Consider the following 20,427-nt stretch of genomic DNA (forward strand, 5'->3'; position numbering starts at 1 on the left):
TTTAAGGCGTCTTGGTAAATTCTTAGAGAAGATGATCAGCAGCAAATAAGTGATTTTCCTTCAGAAATAACCAGTAAAAATAGATGAAATAGATAAAAAGGTCACTTTTTGGTTTTGATAACTGAGAAGTTGATCTTTTTTTCTGTAAAACTATGATTAGAATAATAAGTGCACCATTAGTTTGTAGGTGTTAATTCTGAGAAAGAACTTGCGGAATCAAAGTTTATCTACATAGTTATAACGAAACTATCTTTTTTGCATAAAAAAATTATAAAAAAAGAATAGTTACTTTGTTAGTCTAATAATGAAAGGGGGGAGAGAATGAAACGAAAAACAGGACTGCTTCTTTTAGCGATTTGTCTGATGCTGCCTAACACAGCTGCGCTTGCGGTGACTGAATCCACTACTGTCTCGTCTTCAACAGGTGAGACGGAAAAGTCGATCCCGACACTCAGTGAAGATCCTTTGTCTTCTGTAAATTCCAGTGTAACAGAGGAGTCTTCAAGTTCCACGGTTGAATCAAAGGAACCAGAAGCAACAGTTGAATCATCCGCAAAAGAAGAAGCAACCAAACCCAGCAGTGATGACCAGTCGGAAGAAGCGATCAACCGAGTGGCCGTCCAACCTTTTGCAGCTGGCGAAGTGGCGGTTGGTGATTGGACCACCTTTGTGAATAGTATTCGCGATGAAACAGTTACTAAGATTACACTGACGGGAAGTTTTACTAACCCAACGACGAGCGATGGTCGTCTTTCTACTTATGCGCGACGGAATAATCTTGAAATTGATGGGCAAGGCAATCGGGTGGATTTTAGAGATTCGTCGATTTGGCTAGCGGCTCCTACTAACGCTACGGGTTCATTTCACATGCATGATATCGTTTTGAACCAGCAATACCTAGGTGGTTATTCCGAGGACATCGTTGGAACGCGGTTAAACTATCCTAACGGTGGAAAATGGCGCTATCGATTTGGAAATATCAAGACAGAACCTGGTGTACAACGGCTGGCACGAGCCTCCTATGGCGAAGTCACCGTTTACGGGAATATGGACATCGATACCCGAGCTGAGAATTTCTATCTAGGAAGCTTCATTATGGAGGATAACACGGTTTATACCGGCAATGTGAATTTTTATGATTTTTCCGTTTTTTGGTATAACGTAACGGCCGCCACCAATTCAACAGGTGCCTCAAGAGAATTCACGATCGGCCAAAACTGTCGCGTCAATATTACGCAAAGTCAAAAGGGCGGAACCACTTATCCGGCAGTCTACCTTTATTACCAGCGGTTAACGGTTGGCGAAAACAGTGTGTTCAACGTGAACATGCCGGGAAATGCAGTACGTTTTGATGAAAACGGTTCGGGGATGATTGTTAAGCCTGGCGCCGTGGTGAATCTGACCAGTAAACAGACCTCAGGATCAGTCGTCGCTTTTTCTAACAACAACACCTATCTAGAAGTGAATCCCGGCGCTTACTTTTATGTAATCGGCCGAAGCACCCAACCATTAATTAATATGGCTGCGGATGGACTGGGACTCGCTTCTTATCCTAGACAAAACACGCGAATGATTTTGGATTCACCCGCGCAGTACGATTTGCGGAATCTGGTTGATGGCAGACAAGCCGTTCAAGTGTCAATGGGCAGTTATGGGTATAACTCGTTTAAAATTGTCGACTCAGATATTGATCTGTGGAAGTTGACTACCCAGCCATTAGGGCCATCGGATGAAACCCATGCAAAAGTAGCCAGCTTCGAAGTGAAAGGAAACGGAACTGCTCAAAATGTCACTACGACTGAACCGGGACTTACAGGATTCAAACAAAATAACTACCGGCGAATTTCGGGGATGAATCAGAATCCTACTATTGAATGGACCCCAATTACCGATGCCGACAAAACCTTGCAGGCACAGGTAATTATCGGCATGGTGCCTGACAACAATGGATCAAATAGTTCAGGAGAGATTAAGTACATTCCTGTCTATGCTTCAAAGGATCAGGCAACTGTGACCCTGACGGATTCTTATGGCAAAGTTATTTCTGATTTGTCCACCGATCAGAACGGGTACATTACTTACCAGGCCGACGCCTTCCAAAAAGCTGGCAAAGAAGTGTCCGGTATTGCCAAAAGGGGACCGTGGATTACCGAAGAGGCGATTGCCACAACGGTCATCGACGTTACACCGCCAGAACCAGCGACGATAAATGATGGGACGAAAATTGAAAGCATTACCCCGCAAATTTCTGGTACCGGTGAAGCAAACAGCCTCGTTACTTTGACAGTCAACGGTCAAGAGGCTGCCGGTCTTTCTACCACCGTATCAGCCGATGGCACTTGGACGTTGGATATTTCTAGTTTGCCGTTGAAGCAAAACGATGTTCTTCAAGTCTTTTTACGGGATCAAAGTGGTGCAGCGACGGGAATTGACAATCCACCGGTTACTAATAATGCCGTTGGGAACATTCAACCGGCTGCCGACATGAATTATCGCGATGCTACCTTTAAAGCGGCTTCGACTGTTACCCTAGTTGGTTATCTGTCACTAAGAGAAGTACCTGAGCAGCTGAATTTTGGCTTGAATGATATTTCCAATAAAACGGAAACCTATCAACCGCAAGTCAGCGGCAAGCTGGAAATTTCCGATTCTCGCAGTGACGCCCACAAGCCTTGGCGCATCACCGTCAACCAATCGGAAGAAATCAAACTGGGGACGATCTCCTTAGTCGATTCGTTGTACTACACGTCTCAAAAAGGTGAATTGCCAGTAAATGGCGGCAATCAAGTGATTGAAACCGGTGAATTTACTGAAGACGGTATTCAAGACATCTCCGCAGGCTGGCAATCAGACGAGGGCTTTAAACTAGTCGTTCCTCCAGAAAAGCAGCGTGTGGGCACATACTCCGGGAAATTATCTTGGAAATTAGAAGATGTACCGGGAAATTAGGTGATGACAATGAAAAAAGTATTTTTTGCCTGTATAGCGTTCTTCTTCTTAGCAGCCACACCTGCTTATGGTGAAGTCAACTATGATTCCAATGGAAAAACCGGCTTTTACGGAGTGTACGAATATCCCAATGAGCACCCACCTGCAAAGGAAGAATTGCCAGGAACGACTGGTGATTCAAATGGTTCAGTGGGCAGAAGCGAGGCAAACGTGCAAAGTGCTCTGCCCTCCTATGAAGGAAAAGGTCGGATTTTACCGCGAACCGGCGATCGGTCTTCTTCATTCACGACAATAGCAGGAATTGCCTTGTTGGCATTCGTCGGATTTAAACTGAAGCGAGGAGGGGATTTATCTGAAAAAAGCAGTCATTCTCCTCGTTGGTAGTCTATTTCTGGTAAGCACTCCCGCTCTGGCAGAGGAATCACAAACGAGCCTTTCATACCAAGTCGACAGCAGCACAGTCATTCGGCCGCTGGATCCATTGGCCCCTGATCCAACTAAGCCGATTGTGCCAGCAGATCCCGTTGATCCTGCGGGCCCCACTCCCGGGACGGGCGGAATTCGTTCGATTGATTATGCCTCAAGCTTTCAATTTGGCAAGCAAGGAATTACTACCACCGACCAGACTTACTACGCACAGGATTTGAGCTATCAAACAACGGAAGGCGCCCAAACCAGCGGTCCGAATTTTGTTCAAGTCTCAGACCTTAGCGGAACCGGGAGCGGTTGGATATTGAGTGTGAAGCAGAACCAACAATTCCATACAACGGCCAACCAAGAGCTGAAGAACGCTGAATTAGCTTTTCTAAAAGGCGAGGTAGTATCCAACGTGGATCAGACTTATGCCCCGCAAGCCGAGGAGGAAGTTGTTTTCCGGACTATCGGCGAGGAGAAGAATGTCGTTACAGCAAACGCAAACCAAGGAACCGGCACCTGGCTTTATCGCTTTGGGCAGAAGCCCGGCGATCAGGCGGTTCAATTAAAGGTACCAGGAAGTTCGGTAAAATACGCGAAAGAATACCGCACTTCTTTAACCTGGGCACTTAAAAATGTGCCTGGAAACCAATAAGGAGGACAAACATGAAAAAGAAACAAATGATTACCACCGCAGCAGCGACTGTTTTAGCTTTTACCACTCTTAGTGGTGCCGCTGTTGTTCATGCAGCAGACGGGGGAGAATACACGTCCAATGGAGCGGTTAAGTTTATCCCTAACACCGACCCGACACCGCCAGTAAATCCAACCGATCCTGATCCGGGCAAGCCAGTTGATCCCATCGATCCAACTGATCCAGATGGTCCAAATCCTGGAACAGATGGTCCGTTGTCCATCGACTATGCGTCATCATTGGATTTTGGTTTGAACAAGATTTCTAATAAAGATGAAACTTATTTTGCCCGGGCCCAAGCCTACAATGGCACAACGCCTAAAACCGCAAACTATGTTCAAGTTTCTGATAATCGCGGGAATAACGGCGGTTGGGTTTTGAAGGTGAAACAAAATGGTCAATTCAAAGCGGAAACCATTACCTTGAACGCTACTTTAACCGGAGCTGCCATCACTTTGGATAATCCAACAGTTGCCAGCAACTCTTCAGCTGTCGCACCAGTAGCAGAAAAACCTATTACCTTGAATCCAAACGGCAACGAATCAATTGTCTTGTCTGCGGTTAAGGATAGCGGTGCCGGAACGTGGGCAAATCGCTGGGGTGCAGTTGAGACCGTGACTGAAAAAGACGCTGACGGGAACGATGTACAGGCAGACGTAACGAAGGATGTTTCCTTATTTGTACCCGGCAGCACACCAAAAGATGCAGTAAATTACACAACCACATTAACTTGGAATCTATCTGATATTCCAGAAAACGTTTAGAGGAGAGAAAACATGAAAAAAATTCAATACGCAACAGTAGCCGCTTTAGCCTTGGCAGGGTTGGCATTACCAGTCACTAGTTTCGCAGCAGACGGCGCAGAATACACCTCCAATGGAGCCGTGACCTTTGAAGCCAATACAGATCCAACCAAACCGGTGGATCCCACTAACCCGGTTGACCCAGTTACACCGGTTGATCCAACTGATCCGACTGGACCAAACCCAGGAACAAATGGTCCCTTATCAATCGACTACGCGTCAAGCCTAGATTTCGGTACACAAAAAATCACTTCGACTGATGAAGTCTATAAAGCAAAGGCACAAAAATATGTCGATAAAGCAAATGCTGAAAAAACTGGCCCGAACTTTGTACAGGTTACCGATAATCGCGGATTAGAAACCGGCTGGAAGCTGCAAGTGAAACAAAGCGGCCAATTTAAAACCGCCGAAGACCAAGAATTAACGGGGGCAGCCATTACCTTCAAAAACGGAAACGTGGTTACTGCCTCTAGTTCGGCAAAACCTACAGGCCAAGCAACGATTAATTTAACGCCGAATGACGCATATGTAAATGTAATGTCCGCAACAACCGGCCAAGGTGCAGGTACGTACTTATTAGCCTGGGGCAGCGATGCGGCTACCGGAGCTGACAGTATCGAATTAGCAGTACCAGGTTCTACTACAAAATACGCCAAACAATATACCACAACCTTTACTTGGGCGTTAGCAGATATTCCAAGCTAATAAAACGAATAATAACGAAAGAAGGGGTGTGCTTTTTGCATCCCTTCCTTTAACTGAAAGGACGAAACAATGAAAATTTTAAAAAGAATCGCTTTATGTATTTTTCTACTGACTGGCATCGGCGCATTAACTAGTATCACCGGTGAGGCGGCCGAATTTAATTTTGCGGTGACGCCACAAATTCCCGACAACCAAATTGATAAATCCAAAACCTATTTTGATTTGCAGCTTACTCCAGATCAAAAACAAGAATTAACTGTGAATTTGAGAAATGATACTGATCAAGAAGTAATTGTCGAAGCGCAAATCAACAGTGCCACCACCAACAGCAATGGTGTGGTGGAATATAGTACCAATGAAATCAAACCCGATTCATCGTTGACCTTCAATTTGAAGGATTATGTGGAAGCGCCAGGCGAGGTAACGTTAGCGCCCCATTCTGAAACTGAATACAAATTAAACATACATATGCCGAATGAAGCATTTGACGGGGTGATCGCTGGCGGAATTACTTTCCAGGAGAAAAGTGCCGAAGAAACGGCTGCTTCTAGTGAAGAATCTTCTGGCTTAGCCATCAAAAATGAATATTCCTATGTGGTGGCTTTGTTGATGCGCCAAACCACTGAGAACGGTTCGCCGGATTTGAAGCTGTTAGCTGCCGGTGCCGATCAGGTTAATGCTCGGACATTAATTTATGGGAATTTACAAAATCCGAATCCGGTATATTTGAATCAATTAGCGGCTCATATGACCGTTACGAAACAAGGTGCTAGCGAGATTATTTACGAAAACACCCAGACTGGCATGCAAATGGCCCCTAATTCTAATTTTAATCTAGGATTGCCACTGAATGGCGAGCGGTTAAGTCCTGGGAAATATGTTCTGAAGGTAGACGCCTATGGACAAAAGGATGAAGCCGGAGAATTCACTTTGGCAAATGCCGATGGTGAAGCAGAAAATTATCGCTACAATTGGCAGCTAGAAAAAGAATTTGAAATCAAAGCCGATGAAGCGCGAAAACTAAATGATGGCGATGTAACAGTTAAGAAGGACTTTACTTGGTTGTATATTTTAATCGGTGTGATTTTGCTGCTGCTGATTATTTTGTTTATTTGGTACAAAAAGAAGCATGAGAAAAAGTAGCTACCTGCTGATTTTGGTTTATTGGACAGCGTTGTTATTGCTCTGTTTTCCAATGCTGAAACAAAGTGTGTTGAGTTACAAATTAAACCAAGTGTCTTTAGCTGAGACCAAAGTGGTTGAACAGCCGTTAAATCAAGCGGAGGCGGTGCAACCGCCAACTTTTTCTGAAATCTTGGCTTTTCAAGGAACCGATCAGGCAATCAGCGGCAAGCTGTTGATTCCCAGTGCCCAATTTCTGGTGCCGATCTATCCGACGGTTACTCAAGAATCGTTGTTAGCCGGTGGTGGTATGCTGTTTCCAGAACGCAGTCCGCAAACAGACAACGTGGTTTTGCTGGGCCATCACCTAGGGAATCAGCAGTTGTTGTTTGGGCAGCTGCTGTCTTTAACAAAAAAGGATGATTTGTACCTTGATTATGAGGGGGAGGTCTACCACTATCAGGTAACAACGACCAAAATAATCAAGGAAACCGACCTTAGTGTGTTGGAAGAAACCACAGAGCCGCAATTAACCTTGATCACCTGCGACAAGCCGACCCAAACCGATCAACGATTTGTGGTTACTGCCCGTTTAATCAATCGTTCTTCGGTGACGAATGAATTTGTTAAGACGGAGCAGCGGCTGGAAAAAACCACCTCGAAAAGAAATCGACAAAATGTGTGGAGGGTTGCTGCTGTGTTTTTTAGTTTAATTGTCATAGGAACCTTGATTATTTTACGGCTTTTGCGAGAGGAGGAAATGCGATGAAAAAACGGGTCATTGCCCGTTCGGTCTCACTAGGAATGGGGGCGTGTCTTTTTCTCTATTCCAATCATGCCCTCGCCGCGGCCAACATTTACGATCCCATGAATCCCAGCGAGGCGATTACGCCGATTCCTAATAATGAACTGCCGGAAACTCAGGATTCAGATGCTGAGATTATTTTCGAGTCGACTGAATCATCGGAAACAACTGCAACAAGCGAGATGGCAACCACAGAATCATCGACTGAAGCTGCCAAGCAAGAAAAAACCAGCGAAGCCGACAGTAAACCTGATAGAACCACTGAAAGGAAAGTAGCGGAGGAAACAAAATCAAATGCAGAAATTCAACATACCCAACAATCTGACCGAATGTGGAAGTTTGTCCGTCAGCCGCAAACACCGCTTATGTTAGATGATGATTTTTTTAGTGCTGCACCGCTAAATATGCCAGAACCCATTTCTGGCGGGGAGGCAGGTGAGGACACAGCGTTCAGTCAGACTGCCCTTAGTGCCTACCTGTTGTCAGGCGTGGCTCTTTATGGCGAGGCAATAGCAGAAGGAGAGACAAAGTTGAGTGATTACTTTGCTTGAACAATTTTTAGCAAAAGACGAATGGCGAAAATATCGAGTGGTGGGATTGCTGGAGCGAAGTCCCTTTTTTTCGGTTACTAAGCAGGAGCTGATGGATCACCTGGAGATTTCCAGTTATGTATTAAAAGGGGTCATCGAAGCGCTGATCTATGATTTAGAACGCTATCAGCTGGACCAAGCGATTTTGATCTCCGATGAAGATCCGTTTCTTCATTTAAAGATCAGCGGGGAAGCCAGTTCGGCATCCCTGCTGGAAAACTATGTGGAGGATTCCCTGAACTTTCAATTGTTTTGCAGCGCGTACATGCAAAAATATAATTCTGTGAATGACTTCTCAGTTAAAGAGCTGATTAGTTATCCGATTGCTTATAAGGAATTCAAACGCTTGAACCTTTTTTTGAAGGATCACGGGATGCAGATTAATCGAAAGTTTCAGTTGGTTAGTCAGGATGAACAAAACTTGCGGCTGTTCGTGACGGAATTATTCAGCCGGATTTTCAAGGATGAGGTGTCTTTGTATGAGGATAGTTACTTAGTGAAGCAGCAGATTGCAACTTTGCCGCTGGAGCATTTTACCATGCATCAGCGAAATGACTTGATTCATTATAGCTACGTGACGGATATCCGGCTGCGGCAGGCCCATTATTTAAAGGAAACCTGTTTACCATTATTAAATGCCGAAGGACCAGAGCAATTTTGTCAGCCGTATTTCTTTTCCCGGGTACCGGCAACTGTTGCGTCAGTGGAAAAACAAGCTTTTACCAATTACTATCTTACTCGGTCAGCAGATTCAATCGATCAAGTAACGGTGGGGGATGCAACCGCAAAGGAGTACAGTCGGCAATTAGTTGATGCACTAAAAAAGAAGTTCTCAGTAGTGAAGCAGCACCCAGAAAAGCTGGCATATTTTACCCAGCGTTTGGATTTTTTGCATTTGCAGCTGAAGGAGCTGAGCTCCGGTTATGAAGATTTGCAGCCGGCGATTGACATCAGCTACTTTCAACAAAATTATCCCGAGATTTTGGCCTTTTGCCGGCAGTATTTGGAATCGATGAAAAAAACCCAGCTGTATGGAAAGAAGAAATTTGTCTTCTTTAATTATTTGTTGCTGATTGTGAACTCTTTTCCTAAAGAGGTGCTGTTGCACACAGTGAAAATTCATGCTGATTTTTCTTATGGGGAGTTATACAATCAGTTTATTGAAGGGAATCTGATTTTCTTCCAAACTGCTGGGGCAATCATCACGGATCGGATGGAAGAAGCCGATATTTTATTGACAGATAATCGTGCGTTAGGGGAGACTTGCGAGTGTGAATATGTGGTTTGGCTTTCGCCGCCGCGGCCGTTGGATTGGGCCAATTTAGGTCAAAAGATTGTCCAGCAGCGATCAAAAAAATTTATCGATGAAAAGAGGGATTAGCCAGTCGGCTAATCCCCTTCTTCTGCTTCACTGGAGCTGCTAGGAGTTGTTCTTGAAGAACTGCTTCCGGAGCTGCCAGAACTGCGAATATTTAACTCTTTTTTGAGGTCTTCGATTTGCTGATCAAGCTGTTTGCTTTGATCCTCAGTCGTCTTGATGTCGTTGTTGATACGATCAACATCGGCGGTCAAGGCGGCTTTTTCTTGTGCATATTGCGCTTCTTTGTTGCGGTAAACGCTGGTGTACTGGTTAGACAGCGTGCCACCGGCCGGTTCTACGTTTTGAACCAAAGCCCAAACTTGCTGCGCATACTGGTCAAAGGTTTTCCAGTTATCCTGATTGTCGGTAACAATCAGCTCAAATTGGCTTAAGGTTTGAATCCGGTCCGCTAACAGCTGCGTACTAAAGCTGGATGCTTCAGACACCGTTGGACTGTTTAGTTTTTCTGCAATCAATTCGTTGGCTTTGGTTTTAGCTAGGCCATCAATATTCTGGGTCGTTGCCGCCAAAGCACTTTGACGGGTAGCCAATACTTGCTTGGCTTGGCTGGAACGTGTCACCAATTGTCCGTCTTGGTTTGTCACTGAAGCAGGCATTTGGAAATCGACATCTTCTTTTCCTTCATTTAATAGATCCATCGCTTCTTGGAAAATCTGACGAGTCGCTTTACCGACACTGGCATTATCCTGCGGCTGCGGTGTATCATCGCCGGCCCAAACGGCCACTGTGTAATGAGGAGTTGCCCCCACAGTCCACAAGTCCTTCGCTTCATCAGTCGTACCAGTTTTAATTGCCCAATATTGGTTATGAGCCAAGTTAGTATCTGTGGCTGTTCCATCTTCATCTTGATGGACAGCTTTCATAGTATCAAGGGTCAAGTACGCCGCATCTTCGCTGTACACTTTCCGTTGCGGTGAATCGTTCAAGTTAAAGATTTCTTGGTCGTTGTCTTTCCGTTTGATGCTTTGAATATTGGTTGGCATGCGGTAGTTTCCTTGGTTAACCAAGGTCGCAATTCCGCTGGCCATTTCCTGGGTGGTTGCCCCGTAGGTCATCCCGCCGACTGCGATAATCGGATTATCATCGGCTACATCTAGACCGGTAAATTGCATTTGAGCCAACGGTTGGTAAACCGGCTCTTGCAATTCGGCTTGGTTGTCCATCGCTAATTTATAAGCGACCACGTTGGAAGACATCGCCAACGCATTGCGCAAGGTTAGATTTCCTCGTGAACCCATATAAATGTTGTTAGGATAGTTATTGTTTGGTCGATCATCTGAAACAGTGCTGGTTTCCAATAGTCCGCGCCCATAAGCAGGGGCGTATGAAACTAGCGGTTTAATCGCTGAACCTGGTTGACGATAGGATAGGAAGGCTCGATTGTAGGTATTGCCTTCTTCCCCGCGACCGCCGATACTTGCTACGACACTGCCAGTGGCATTATCAATCACCGTCATGGCTGCTTGTTTGCTGTAAATATTTTTCTCAGGGTCCATGTTCGGCCAGCTTTCCATCACGCGGGTCAGGATGTCCTGCATTTGTTGATGGATCGTTGGATCGATTTTAGTTTGAATCTCGTAACCGCCGGATAAAATCCGTTGGTAAACCTTGTTGTAGGCATCTAGATATTCTTGATTGTAACGTTCTTCCTCTTCGGCACTGTCAAATTGATACTGGAAGCGGAAATCCTGCTGCTCCATCAAAATTTTCGTAGCCGAATCTACCGCTAAAGCTATTTCGTTGTCGCCCAAGTCATTATCCAAAGCTTCAGAATGAATGCTGGCAGTGAAATCATCGTTGGTCGCTTTTTCGAAATCGGCATTGGTGATATAACCTTGGTTTAACATCTCATTTAAGATGGTTTTGCCCCGTTTCATGGCATTTTCTTTGTTGCTGACGGGATCGTACATTCCAGGATTATTGGTAATTCCTACCAACACAGCCTTTTCCAACAAGGTCGTATCGTTAATTGATTTGCCAAAATAAACCCGCGATGCGGCGTTGATGCCGTATGCGCCATTACCAAAATAGACATTATTTAAATAGTATTCTAAAATCTGTTCCTTGGAGAATTTCTGTTCCAAGGCCTGAGCCATCACCATTTCTTCCACTTTACGGGAAATCGAAACCTCGGGTGTCAGGTAAATATTTTTTACCAGCTGCTGGGTGATGGTGGAGGCTCCACGAACCCCGCGACCCAACGCGGCATTTAGTCCTACCGTGATCAGTCCTTGGGTATCCACGCCGTGATGCTCGTAAAAACGCCGGTCCTCAATCGAGATCAAGGCCTCAGATACTAACGGATCAATATCCTTGTAGCTAAGATAATCCCGCTCTTGGGTTTTCAGCTCTTTAAGTGTATTGCCGTTAACATCCAAGATGGTTGTTGGTCGGAATTGCTTAAAGTCGCTTTCTTGGATCGACTTCGCCTGCTGCTGTCCGGCATCTACGGCAGTGGTGATCACTTGACCATATTGTTTCAAAAAGAACACGCCTCCGGCAATAACGGCGATCACCATTAAAGTTAATACGGCGATGGAAATTTTGGTTACTTTAGATAAACCTGGGCCTTTAGGCTTTTTGGTTTTAGTTGTTGATTTACGGTTGGTTTCGTTTTTCTTTGGCTTTTGACGTTTTTTGTCTGCCGATACAAAAGGCAGAACCAGCTTTTTCTTGTCTTGCTTTTGACGTCGATTTTTTCTTCCTTCTGACATGTGGCTCCCTCAAAAAAATCATTTTCTTCTAGTTTAATAGATAACAGCAGGAATGACCATGGTAATCGACGCTTTAGCAGCAAAAATTTAGAAAAATTAAGTAAAATTCCACAATTTTATACCAAGAAGGGTTGACGAAAAGGGGAAATGTCGCCACAATGAGGAAGGAAAACAAAACGAGGTGAACTATGAGAACCACAAAAAAATGGTTAATCTTCTGGGGCATCCTGGCTGGTTTGTTTGTCGCATCTGTTGCGGTCGTCTTAACGGGGAACTTTCCACAGTTTACGATCCCCTTCAGCGTCTTCGCCAGTGACGAGAAAGAGCAGGAGCAGGCGGAATTACCGAAGCTGCCGGCATTGGCCTTAAAGGATGTAAACGACCAAGAGCTGCTGAATGCTCAGACGGACAAGATTAACGCGTTGAATGATGGCTTGGAGCAGCCGGACAGTCTGGCCAGCTCGCAGGATTTAGAACATATCTTTTTAACCGTGTTTGGCGATGTGGCCGATACGGGTGTTGTGTACGAATTGTATCGCAAGGTGTATCCCATGATTAGTTCGGAGGAAGCCGCCTTTGTACAAGTTGGATTGATCGGCTTTGGCCAAACACTGCAAGACGAAGAAGTAGTGACCAATCAGCGCCAACAATGGACCTTTACTTCTGCAGACGGGACGCGTAAGGATTATTTAGTTGATCTAGCATACAATCCTTCAGAGCTGTTGTCCCTGACGGTTTCAGATGGCACCGACAGTTCGGCGCTATTGATTACTTCTGACGATACTTATTTGGATCGCTCGGCTGATTTTGAAACAGAATGGTCAGATGTGATTGCCAGCGGGTCGGATGAACGACTGTACCAGCAAATGCGTCAATCAGAATTGAGTCCGGATCAGACAGAATTTGCGGCTTTGGAAAAAGAAGTTCCGATGAAGGATACGGCAGGATTCTTTGATCTCTATGTAGCAACGCGCGGAGATTTGCGCCAAGCGTATTTGAACCGCTTCTATCATTCCAACAGTCCAGTTGATGGTGTGACTGATTACTACTTCCAAGTACCAACCTCACAAAAAGAGGCGGATACGTATAAAGTAGAATATGATCGCCTGCAGCAGCGGATTAATTCGGTGACGAAGCAGTAATGAGAAAGCTGAGAAGATGGCGACATTTTCTTAGCTTTTTTCTTTGGAATAATCCAAAAGACTTTTAAAAGATTATATAAAACGCTTTCTGAAGATGACCTAAAATATTATGTAAACTTGTATAAATGCCTTCAGGAAGCCTTTAAGACTTTGTAAAGACTATTAAAAGTCTATTTGGGAGAAAATTGATCTGTTTACTGTTAAACAAAAGACAAAAATTGTCATACCATTCAAAAATACAATATGATACTATTAAAGAGAGAAAACGAAAAAGAGGAAACGATATGAAAAAAGGACTAGTGGTTTGTTTGTTATCGATGCTGCTGCTTTTCACAGGATGTCGCGTAGAAAAAGCGGCTCCGGCTCCAGAAACTCCAGTTGCTTCAGTGGAAGTGCCGGTTGAGACCAGCGGTGAAAATGAGCGCCAATATTATGCGGAATTGATGCAGCAATGGGAAGGTGCCGAGATTCAGCGGGTTCGTTATGATTCTTATGATCAGCTGTTTAAAGAGGATTTAGAAGCGAGAGACAATAAACAGTACAGAAAAGGCAGCAATTTAGAACTGATCGGCTCTCACGTCGACGATGCCGATAATAAGGTTTGGTACGGGTATTTTGTAGCAAGTTAATAGTAAAAGGCATGATTGGACGAAAGTTTGGTCATGCTTTTTTAGTCTATTTGTTCCAAAGTTGAGGGAGTTTTTGCAGTCATTCATCGTAAAAAAGCCTAATATAGCGGGATGTAAAAGCATTTTTACGTCTTTTCAAACGGTTTTTGATTTAAACTAAAGACAAAAGAAGAGAAAATGAGGATAAGCAGATGGAAGTTGGAGCAAAGCTGAGAGAAAGAAGAAATATCTTGCATATGACGCAGGACGAAGTTGCCGAAGCATTGGGGGTGACGCGCCAGACGATCTCCAATTGGGAGAATGGCCGCAGCTACCCAGATATCGAGCGAATCATTCGTTTATCGGATATCTACCAATTGTCTTTGGACGAATTATTGAAAGGAGACCATAAAATGGTTCATCAACTGCAAAAAAATACCCAACAAAATCGTTTCATCAAGACGTTTATCCTTTTATTGTTAGTCAATGTTGTCTTAATGTTAATACTAGTTTTAGCCAGTCCAGTAAGTAAAATCATTTGGGCGTTAATCTTTCTCTTAATTATCGCGAACTGCTTCAGCATCTTCTACTTAATAATCAAGAAAATATAGGAGGAGATCTTATGAGTAACACAACGTTAGTATTGTTTCTATGTGTGGGTATCATCTTAATCTCCAGCAGTTTTATGTGTTATTACGTTTACTCGCTAGTGTTGATTGATGCTAAGGCCCGGGGATTAGAGCGTCCTAAATTGTGGGCGTTGTTAAGTGCAGGCGGACAATCGGGGCAGGGAATGCTGCTTTATTTGATCAAACGCAGAAAGTATGACGTGCAGTTGAAGCCTAGTCAACAAGCTGAGATGGATCAGCTGAAACGCAAAATTGTCGCGTTGATTCTAATCAGTACAGTTGCTATAGTCTTTTTCGTCTTTACGGTATTGCCGATCATGTTTTAAGTGAAATGATCCTCAGTCGTTTGATAACGGCAGAGGATCATTTTTTTTAACTAAAATGAAGACTAAGTGCAGCTAAAAAGCCACCTACCACACCAAATTCAACTACCAAGGCTACCTTAATCCAGAAGTCTCTTCTGGCATTTTTTCGGACTTCTTCTTCCTCAATGGTTTTTCCATCATAAAAGGCGATGATTTGCGAGTAGGTTTTCATCTGGCGGTCTTTCTTCATTTTTTCGATTTTTAAAGCACCGTGCATAGCGAATAACCAGCACACCGCAGGGATAAGCAAGCCGATATTACCAAAAAAACGCGTCGATGGGCCAATTAACAATGTCGTTCCTAACAAACCTACGACCATCTGGACGCTGCGCTTGTTCCATTCCTTCTTACTTAATTCGTTTCTCATGATCTCCACGTCTCCTTTGACTAATTCATCCAAAGTCACGTTGAATAGAACACTCATTAATAGTAGGTTGTGAATGTCAGGATAACTGTGTTCATTCTCCCAATTGGAAATTGTCTGGCGGGAAACGTAGAGTTTTTCTGCCAGCATTTCTTGGGATAGGCCGTCGCGATCCCGATATTTCTTGATTTGTTTGCTGAGGTTCATTTTGCTCGCTCCTTTGTATCCTTAGCTTAAAAGATCGTGGGGATTTCCGCGATCAAATGTCTTTATAATAGTAGGTTTTCGTATGTCAAAGACTTTTGACATCTTGATTTGACAAGGTTTCTTCCTAGTTTAGCGTTTCATCACCGCAATCGTCAATCTTTTTTACCAAACAAGCAATAGAATGGACCGTTTGGGAAAAAGGGCTCTTTTTTTTCTGCTGTTGATTAGAATAGAGGAAAAAGGAGGGGGAAATTATACTTAAAATAGTCCAACAACTATTCATACTAGTCAAAGCAATCGGCGGCTTCCTCTTCTGTCTCGGAATAACATATTTGCTTAATCCTGAGTTTGTGTCTCAGTATCTTTTTCTAGTTGTTCCTTTTTTTATTCTGGTAGTAAGTGGTGTGATGTATTATCTTCGCTTGCAAAGGAATCTACAAAAAGAATTGACCTTGGAGGAAGAAAAACTAAAGCTGAGACAGGAAAAGCTGCAGCAAGATTTTGCTGAAACGATGAAGGAATTAGTTGTGATGCAAACGGAAATTCGGGGTCACCATCAAAAAATCGATGAAATCACAAAAAAGGACATTGAATAGAAGATTTTAGATTGTAATAAGATTAAATTTGGCATAGAATTATCTTAAAAAGGGAACGGAGATTCAATACCATGTTTATGTCTTTTAGTCGCGTGATGGAATTTTTTCTTTTGAATAGCCTCACTTATTTCTTTGTTAAATGGTTTACCATCGAATTGTTCACTTTTTTTACTGGCAGGAAACTTACTCGAAAACAAATAATACTTTGTCTTGTGTTATACCTTCTTTTGGTAATTTTTCCGGTGTCCTTTTTTACAGAAATTGGTGCAGATGGTTGGATGACCGAGCGGGCCAACAATATTCTGATGGTAATTATGATTATCGGCGAAATTGTTTTCTATTTATATTTGAACCGCGGCATATCCTTGCGAGGAATTTCAGGTTTTTTTGTAGCAGAAATGTTGTTAGCTGTTTTCGGAGGATTTAGTAATCTGTTCGTTGGTCGAGCTATTGATCATTTTGACTTAACCTTCCCGTGGCCGGCTTTTTTGAACCATAATATTGTTATGCCGATTTTTTATTTGATCTTTATTAAGCTCCTGCGTTCAGTTGACTTAGCTCCTTTTATCGATTCTCTATTTGAAACGCGGAAACGGGCTGTCTTGGCAACAATCAGCTTTCTCGCCCTGGCCTATTTGGATAGGTTTATCGAATTTTTAGCACCAGAGTTCACAGAAGAATATCCCTTTGCCCACAATTTCTTTATTTTCATCTTAGTATGCTTTTTGATGATTTTCTGCGCCTTTTACAAAAATGCCCGGCTGCGGATTGCTGAACAAGAGGCGACGCTTTTACAGCAGGAGAGTTATGTGAAGAGTTTGGAAACGATCCAGCGAGATATGCGGACTTTGCAGCATGACTACAAAAATATCTTGTCAGGCCTTTATTTACAATCAGAAGAGGGCAAAACGGAAGAGATCAAGTCCTACTTAAGTCAGACCCTCGGGCAGTTAGACGAGAATGTAACTAACAAGATTAAGGAAACAACCCATTTAAGCAATATCAAAGTGTCGGCGGTTAAAAGCATGGTGCTGACCAAGTTGGCAGCGATGGAGCAGCAGGGGATTCAGTGCAACCTGGAAGTGAGCGGCCCCATCAAAGAAATCAATATGGATTTGAATGATTTTGTCCGCTGTTTGGGGATTTTGCTGGATAATGCTATTGAGGAAGTTCAACAGCTTCAAGCCGATGCGGCCAAGCTGGATGTGATTTTGAGTAATGAAGCCGAGGATTTAACGGTGATTGTCAAAAATCCGACTCGGGAAAAACCGAAGATCCACCAAATTTGGCAAGAAGGATTTTCAACCAAAGGAGACAATCGCGGATTAGGCTTGTTTAGCTATCAACGAATTTTAGACAAGTATCAACATGTTTCCAAGCAGACGATTGCCAAAGACAACGAGTTTGTCCAAATTTTAACGATTAGAAATTAGGTGAAGCGATGGTAGCCATTTATATTTGCGAAGACAATTTAGTCTTTCAGCAGGAAATTCGCAAGACGATTGAGAACTATCTGATGATTCAGGCCTACGATATGCAGGTGGCATTGGCAACTGCGAAGCCGCAGGAAGTCATCGAGGCGATTCAAGTGGAGAAAGCTCGCAGTATTTACTTTTTGGATGTGGATTTAAAGGACGAGGCCATGAACGGATTTGACTTGGGGAAAGAAATTCGCAAGATTGATCCTCGGGGCTTTATCATTTTCATTACTGATCATAGCGAACTGTTGGCGGAAACCTTTAAATATCGCTTGGAAGCGATGGATTATATCATTAAAGGGGATATCGTGAATATCCAGCGACGGGTCCGGGAATGTTTAGACAGTGTGCAGGAGCGGCTGCAGCTGGAGCAAAAGGAAACTCGCCGCTATTTGCCAGTTAAAATGAACAATGAAGTATTTTATGTAGCCATCGATGACATTTATTTTATGGAGACATCGGCCCATAAGCATAAGGTAGTGCTTTATGCAGTGGACCAGCAGCTGGATTTCTTTGGCAACCTGCAGGATTTGGAAGAGGAGCTGGGTGCGGATTTTATGCGGGTGCATCGTTCTTATTTGGTGAACACCAAGCAGATCAAGCAGATGGACTTTAAGACCAATACGATTTACTTTGAGGATGATCTCAGCTGTTTCTTTACGCGTGGTAAGAAGAAGGCGTTGAAGGAATTGATGGAGTAATAAAAAATAGATTTTTAAAAGCCTAACGATCCCGTTAGGCTTTTTTCAGTGTATTCTGATTAGAATAGCAAACGTGCTTTAATTTATGTTGAACATAGACAAATTGCGCTGCTAGTAGTAAAAACAGCATGGCTGCAATCACCATCGCGCCGGTTTCTTCACTGATCCGGTTGGAGGCTAATAGTGGTACTGCTACGACAAATTGGATGATCCCCGCGGCATAGCAGAACTTTTTAGCCCAAGACTGCGCCAGTTTCCACCATTTCCAGCTGCCGACAGCTAATGTGGAACGAAACCCGATTACTGAATGGATACGATAGCGGTTATTTGATTTTGCTACGTCAAATTGGAAGGGCAGAACAACCCACCAAACGACACAAACCACAAACAGCAATACCCAGTCTAACATACGCCTTTGCCTCTTTTCTTCTTTGAATTTAAAGGAAATACTAGCACACTCCAATCGAAATAAAAAGGAGAAAATGATGAGAGTTTTATCATGGAATTGTTTTATAACGTCAGGGGTGGAAAAAGCCCTGATATTCCCTTAAGGACGGGATCAGTCAGCTGCTGATAAGCTTGATCCATCTATGTTTCAGCAGGGTCCAGCCTTAGTTTTTTTTAGGAAAGCTGAAATAGAAAAACAGCTGCCGAATCTATTTCTTTTTTCAATAGATCCTTTTTATGGTTAATCCTATTTTGTGCCTTTAAATTTAAAGGAACCCATTAGTTTTTCCCGTTCTGCGACTGGTTTTTGGTAAAAGCTGCAGCTGAAAAGATAGACGATTAACAGCAGGACAACATCCAAGGATAAGCCTTCACCAATAGCTCTAATTTTGCTAAAAAATCCGCTGAAGCCGGCAATTGAATGAAGCAGCTGTGCACCGGCATCGAGAAGCCATAAAAAAATCATCGTGGAAGCAGTTAACGCTAATGCGTTGCGATTGATTTCTTTTTCTTTCTGGGTGCCAGAAGTTTCGGTTTTGTAAATGCAGTAAGTAATCCCCATCAAAATAGCAAAATCAAGTCGGTTGGATAGAAATGGATACATAGTCTTGTGCTCCTTTATCTGTTTTATTTGAATTTAGTTTACCAAGTTGTTGGCATCAAAAGCACCGCATTTCCTAATTGGTAGTTTTTATGACTTAAACGAACTTTTTTCAAGATTGTTAAATGATTTTTCCGCTTGCTTTGTTAATATATAGTGAGCACATCGGAAAGAGGTGGTACTTATAAGATTTGCGGGCGGGAAACCCATCGGTTTTAATCGTGGAATGATAACCCGTAGATGTACTGTAAGAAAACTTGCATTTAGAGGCTATGCAAAGACTCGCATAGTCCAACAAAGAAACTGAATTGCGGGAATCCCCTAAAGCGAGTGGAACGACAACGTGGTTTTGAAAAATAGACGAGCGTGAACGTTGCGAAAGCAGAAAAAATTCACTCGATCGCATAAGATTAAATTCTAAGTGCTCTAATAATGGGCAATCCGCAGCCAAGCTCTAAACAGGAGAAGGTTCAACGACTATTCCTCTTGAGGGAAGTACACAAGCGTGTGGAAGTGGTTTCGTTGTACTGGGTAAATATAGTCTATGCTTGCGTGAAAGCGTAAGAAGTTCATCAGAGAACTGCATAGGAGGTAGCGAACCTGTGTGAACGAACTCTACACAAAAAGGTCAAGCAGTTTTAATATTTGTGTATATTACGGTTTACAACGTACACACCGCGTTGTATAATTTACTCATGGATAGCGATTACAGACATTCAAAAACGACTGTATCGTTACTCAATTACCATTTTGTTTTTTGCCCCAGGTATCGACGGAAAATTTTTGTCAATTCCGAAGTGGATGCTAGATTCAAATCCCTTGTTCATTCAATTTGTGAAGAAAATGAGTGGTCAATCCTTGCAATTGAAACAGATAAAGACCATTGTCATCTATTCGTCAATGTTCAACCTACCTATTCCCCAGCGGATGTCATGAAAGTGATAAAAGGACGAACTTCGAGAGAGTTACGACAATCCTTCGAACATCTAAGCAAGATGCCTAGTGTTTGGACACGATCTTATTTTGTATCAACTGCTGGAAATGTTTCTAGTGCAACGACCAAACGATACGTAGAAAGTCAAAGAACAAGATATTGAGTACGTTAAGGAGGT

Annotated in this window: 21 protein-coding genes; 17 read left to right on the forward strand and 4 right to left on the reverse strand. The window is 43.2% G+C overall.

Going from position 1 to position 20,427, the window contains the following annotated elements:
• The first annotated feature begins 321 nt into the window (after positions 1 to 321).
• The 9 genes from JZO70_RS07235 to JZO70_RS07275 all read left to right on the forward strand — a co-directional run bounded on the left by JZO70_RS07235 (position 322) and on the right by JZO70_RS07275 (position 9,463).
• Positions 322 to 2,949, forward strand: a complete 2,628-nt coding sequence (locus tag JZO70_RS07235) for a pectate lyase-like adhesive domain-containing protein (protein WP_207672880.1) — start codon at positions 322 to 324, stop codon at positions 2,947 to 2,949.
• Between the two features lie 9 nt (positions 2,950 to 2,958).
• On the forward strand, positions 2,959 to 3,333 hold the full coding sequence (locus tag JZO70_RS07240) for an EF2685/EF0750 family sortase-dependent surface protein (RefSeq protein ID WP_242703835.1): 375 nt from the start codon (positions 2,959 to 2,961) through the stop codon (positions 3,331 to 3,333).
• A gap of 7 nt (positions 3,334 to 3,340) precedes the next feature.
• Positions 3,341 to 4,018, forward strand: a complete 678-nt coding sequence (locus JZO70_RS07245; protein ID WP_488473503.1) for a WxL domain-containing protein — start codon at positions 3,341 to 3,343, stop codon at positions 4,016 to 4,018.
• 11 nt (positions 4,019 to 4,029) lie between these two features.
• Entirely contained in the window at positions 4,030 to 4,821 is a 792-nt protein-coding gene (locus tag JZO70_RS07250; RefSeq protein WP_207672882.1) for a WxL domain-containing protein, read from the forward strand.
• A 12-nt stretch (positions 4,822 to 4,833) separates the two neighbouring features.
• Positions 4,834 to 5,565 carry a WxL domain-containing protein gene (locus JZO70_RS07255; protein ID WP_207672883.1) on the forward strand — a complete coding sequence of 244 codons (732 nt, stop codon included), beginning with the start codon at positions 4,834 to 4,836 and terminating at the stop codon, positions 5,563 to 5,565.
• A 69-nt stretch (positions 5,566 to 5,634) separates the two neighbouring features.
• Positions 5,635 to 6,708 (forward strand): WxLIP family cell surface protein, encoded by a 1,074-nt coding sequence (locus JZO70_RS07260; RefSeq protein ID WP_207672884.1) that lies wholly within the window; start codon positions 5,635 to 5,637, stop codon positions 6,706 to 6,708.
• A complete protein-coding gene (locus JZO70_RS07265; RefSeq protein WP_207672885.1) occupies positions 6,695 to 7,456 on the forward strand; it encodes a class A sortase in 762 nt (253 codons plus the stop codon). The genes JZO70_RS07260 and JZO70_RS07265 overlap by 14 nt, the downstream gene beginning before the upstream one ends.
• On the forward strand, positions 7,453 to 8,043 hold the full coding sequence (locus JZO70_RS07270) for a hypothetical protein (RefSeq protein WP_207672886.1): 591 nt from the start codon (positions 7,453 to 7,455) through the stop codon (positions 8,041 to 8,043). The genes JZO70_RS07265 and JZO70_RS07270 overlap by 4 nt, the downstream gene beginning before the upstream one ends.
• Positions 8,027 to 9,463, forward strand: a complete 1,437-nt coding sequence (locus JZO70_RS07275) for a helix-turn-helix domain-containing protein (protein WP_207672887.1) — start codon at positions 8,027 to 8,029, stop codon at positions 9,461 to 9,463. The genes JZO70_RS07270 and JZO70_RS07275 overlap by 17 nt, the downstream gene beginning before the upstream one ends.
• 8 nt (positions 9,464 to 9,471) lie before the next feature.
• Here the strand turns inward: JZO70_RS07275 and JZO70_RS07280 are convergent, their stop codons facing one another.
• Positions 9,472 to 12,177: a transglycosylase domain-containing protein gene (locus JZO70_RS07280; protein WP_207672888.1), complete on the reverse strand. Its 2,706-nt coding sequence runs from the start codon at positions 12,175 to 12,177 to the stop codon at positions 9,472 to 9,474.
• 188 nt (positions 12,178 to 12,365) lie between these two features.
• Here JZO70_RS07280 and JZO70_RS07285 point away from each other — a divergent pair, with 188 nt between their 5' ends.
• From JZO70_RS07285 to JZO70_RS07300, 4 genes are all read left to right on the forward strand, one after another.
• Positions 12,366 to 13,319, forward strand: a complete 954-nt coding sequence (locus JZO70_RS07285) for a hypothetical protein (RefSeq protein WP_207672889.1) — start codon at positions 12,366 to 12,368, stop codon at positions 13,317 to 13,319.
• A 284-nt stretch (positions 13,320 to 13,603) separates the two neighbouring features.
• On the forward strand, positions 13,604 to 13,948 hold the full coding sequence (locus tag JZO70_RS07290) for a hypothetical protein (RefSeq protein WP_207672890.1): 345 nt from the start codon (positions 13,604 to 13,606) through the stop codon (positions 13,946 to 13,948).
• A 191-nt stretch (positions 13,949 to 14,139) separates the two neighbouring features.
• Positions 14,140 to 14,538 carry a helix-turn-helix domain-containing protein gene (locus JZO70_RS07295; RefSeq protein ID WP_207672891.1) on the forward strand — a complete coding sequence of 133 codons (399 nt, stop codon included), beginning with the start codon at positions 14,140 to 14,142 and terminating at the stop codon, positions 14,536 to 14,538.
• A gap of 11 nt (positions 14,539 to 14,549) precedes the next feature.
• Positions 14,550 to 14,882, forward strand: a complete 333-nt coding sequence (locus JZO70_RS07300) for a hypothetical protein (RefSeq protein WP_207672892.1) — start codon at positions 14,550 to 14,552, stop codon at positions 14,880 to 14,882.
• 46 nt (positions 14,883 to 14,928) lie between these two features.
• Here JZO70_RS07300 and JZO70_RS07305 read toward each other — a convergent pair whose 3' ends face one another.
• Positions 14,929 to 15,492: a helix-turn-helix transcriptional regulator gene (locus JZO70_RS07305; protein ID WP_207672893.1), complete on the reverse strand. Its 564-nt coding sequence runs from the start codon at positions 15,490 to 15,492 to the stop codon at positions 14,929 to 14,931.
• Positions 15,493 to 15,899: 407 nt separating this feature from the next.
• Here JZO70_RS07305 and JZO70_RS07310 point away from each other — a divergent pair, with 407 nt between their 5' ends.
• The 3 genes from JZO70_RS07310 (at position 15,900) to JZO70_RS07320 (ending at position 18,267) form a co-directional block, all read left to right on the forward strand.
• Positions 15,900 to 16,088 carry a hypothetical protein gene (locus JZO70_RS07310; protein WP_207672894.1) on the forward strand — a complete coding sequence of 63 codons (189 nt, stop codon included), beginning with the start codon at positions 15,900 to 15,902 and terminating at the stop codon, positions 16,086 to 16,088.
• Positions 16,089 to 16,330: 242 nt separating this feature from the next.
• Positions 16,331 to 17,521, forward strand: a complete 1,191-nt coding sequence (locus JZO70_RS22680) for a GHKL domain-containing protein (RefSeq protein WP_207672895.1) — start codon at positions 16,331 to 16,333, stop codon at positions 17,519 to 17,521.
• Between the two features lie 8 nt (positions 17,522 to 17,529).
• Positions 17,530 to 18,267 (forward strand): LytR/AlgR family response regulator transcription factor, encoded by a 738-nt coding sequence (locus tag JZO70_RS07320; protein WP_207672896.1) that lies wholly within the window; start codon positions 17,530 to 17,532, stop codon positions 18,265 to 18,267.
• 34 nt (positions 18,268 to 18,301) lie between these two features.
• Here the strand turns inward: JZO70_RS07320 and JZO70_RS07325 are convergent, their stop codons facing one another.
• Positions 18,302 to 18,676: a hypothetical protein gene (locus JZO70_RS07325; RefSeq protein ID WP_207672897.1), complete on the reverse strand. Its 375-nt coding sequence runs from the start codon at positions 18,674 to 18,676 to the stop codon at positions 18,302 to 18,304.
• A gap of 285 nt (positions 18,677 to 18,961) precedes the next feature.
• Positions 18,962 to 19,318, reverse strand: coding sequence for a hypothetical protein (locus tag JZO70_RS07330; RefSeq protein ID WP_207672898.1), 357 nt, complete (start codon positions 19,316 to 19,318; stop codon positions 18,962 to 18,964).
• Positions 19,319 to 20,010: 692 nt separating this feature from the next.
• Here JZO70_RS07330 and tnpA point away from each other — a divergent pair.
• Positions 20,011 to 20,412, forward strand: a complete 402-nt coding sequence (tnpA, locus tag JZO70_RS07335; RefSeq protein WP_207673036.1) for an IS200/IS605 family transposase — start codon at positions 20,011 to 20,013, stop codon at positions 20,410 to 20,412.
• The last annotated feature ends 15 nt before the right edge of the window (positions 20,413 to 20,427 follow it).

Origin of the sequence: Candidatus Enterococcus moelleringii (assembly GCF_017377575.1) — a bacterium.
Lineage (GTDB): Bacteria > Bacillota > Bacilli > Lactobacillales > Enterococcaceae > Enterococcus_A > Enterococcus_A moelleringii.

Bases quoted from the DNA above. Each gene is read 5' to 3' on its own strand.
- JZO70_RS07260 (WP_207672884.1), top strand. From the start codon at position 5,635: ATGAAAATTTTAAAAAGAATCGCTTTATGTATTTTTCTACTGACTGGC.
- JZO70_RS07290 (WP_207672890.1), top strand. From the start codon at position 13,604: ATGAAAAAAGGACTAGTGGTTTGTTTGTTATCGATGCTGCTGCTTTTC.
- JZO70_RS07310 (WP_207672894.1), top strand. From the start codon at position 15,900: ATGTATTATCTTCGCTTGCAAAGGAATCTACAAAAAGAATTGACCTTG.
- tnpA (WP_207673036.1), top strand. From the start codon at position 20,011: ATGGATAGCGATTACAGACATTCAAAAACGACTGTATCGTTACTCAAT.
- JZO70_RS07250 (WP_207672882.1), top strand. From the start codon at position 4,030: ATGAAAAAGAAACAAATGATTACCACCGCAGCAGCGACTGTTTTAGCT.
- JZO70_RS07255 (WP_207672883.1), top strand. From the start codon at position 4,834: ATGAAAAAAATTCAATACGCAACAGTAGCCGCTTTAGCCTTGGCAGGG.
- JZO70_RS07280 (WP_207672888.1), bottom strand. From the start codon at position 12,177: ATGTCAGAAGGAAGAAAAAATCGACGTCAAAAGCAAGACAAGAAAAAG.
- JZO70_RS07305 (WP_207672893.1), bottom strand. From the start codon at position 15,492: ATGAACCTCAGCAAACAAATCAAGAAATATCGGGATCGCGACGGCCTA.
- JZO70_RS07235 (WP_207672880.1), top strand. From the start codon at position 322: ATGAAACGAAAAACAGGACTGCTTCTTTTAGCGATTTGTCTGATGCTG.
- JZO70_RS07325 (WP_207672897.1), bottom strand. From the start codon at position 18,676: ATGTTAGACTGGGTATTGCTGTTTGTGGTTTGTGTCGTTTGGTGGGTT.
- JZO70_RS07300 (WP_207672892.1), top strand. From the start codon at position 14,550: ATGAGTAACACAACGTTAGTATTGTTTCTATGTGTGGGTATCATCTTA.
- JZO70_RS07240 (WP_242703835.1), top strand. From the start codon at position 2,959: ATGAAAAAAGTATTTTTTGCCTGTATAGCGTTCTTCTTCTTAGCAGCC.
- JZO70_RS07270 (WP_207672886.1), top strand. From the start codon at position 7,453: ATGAAAAAACGGGTCATTGCCCGTTCGGTCTCACTAGGAATGGGGGCG.
- JZO70_RS07285 (WP_207672889.1), top strand. From the start codon at position 12,366: ATGAGAACCACAAAAAAATGGTTAATCTTCTGGGGCATCCTGGCTGGT.
- JZO70_RS07330 (WP_207672898.1), bottom strand. From the start codon at position 19,318: ATGTATCCATTTCTATCCAACCGACTTGATTTTGCTATTTTGATGGGG.
- JZO70_RS07295 (WP_207672891.1), top strand. From the start codon at position 14,140: ATGGAAGTTGGAGCAAAGCTGAGAGAAAGAAGAAATATCTTGCATATG.
- JZO70_RS07265 (WP_207672885.1), top strand. From the start codon at position 6,695: ATGAGAAAAAGTAGCTACCTGCTGATTTTGGTTTATTGGACAGCGTTG.
- JZO70_RS07320 (WP_207672896.1), top strand. From the start codon at position 17,530: ATGGTAGCCATTTATATTTGCGAAGACAATTTAGTCTTTCAGCAGGAA.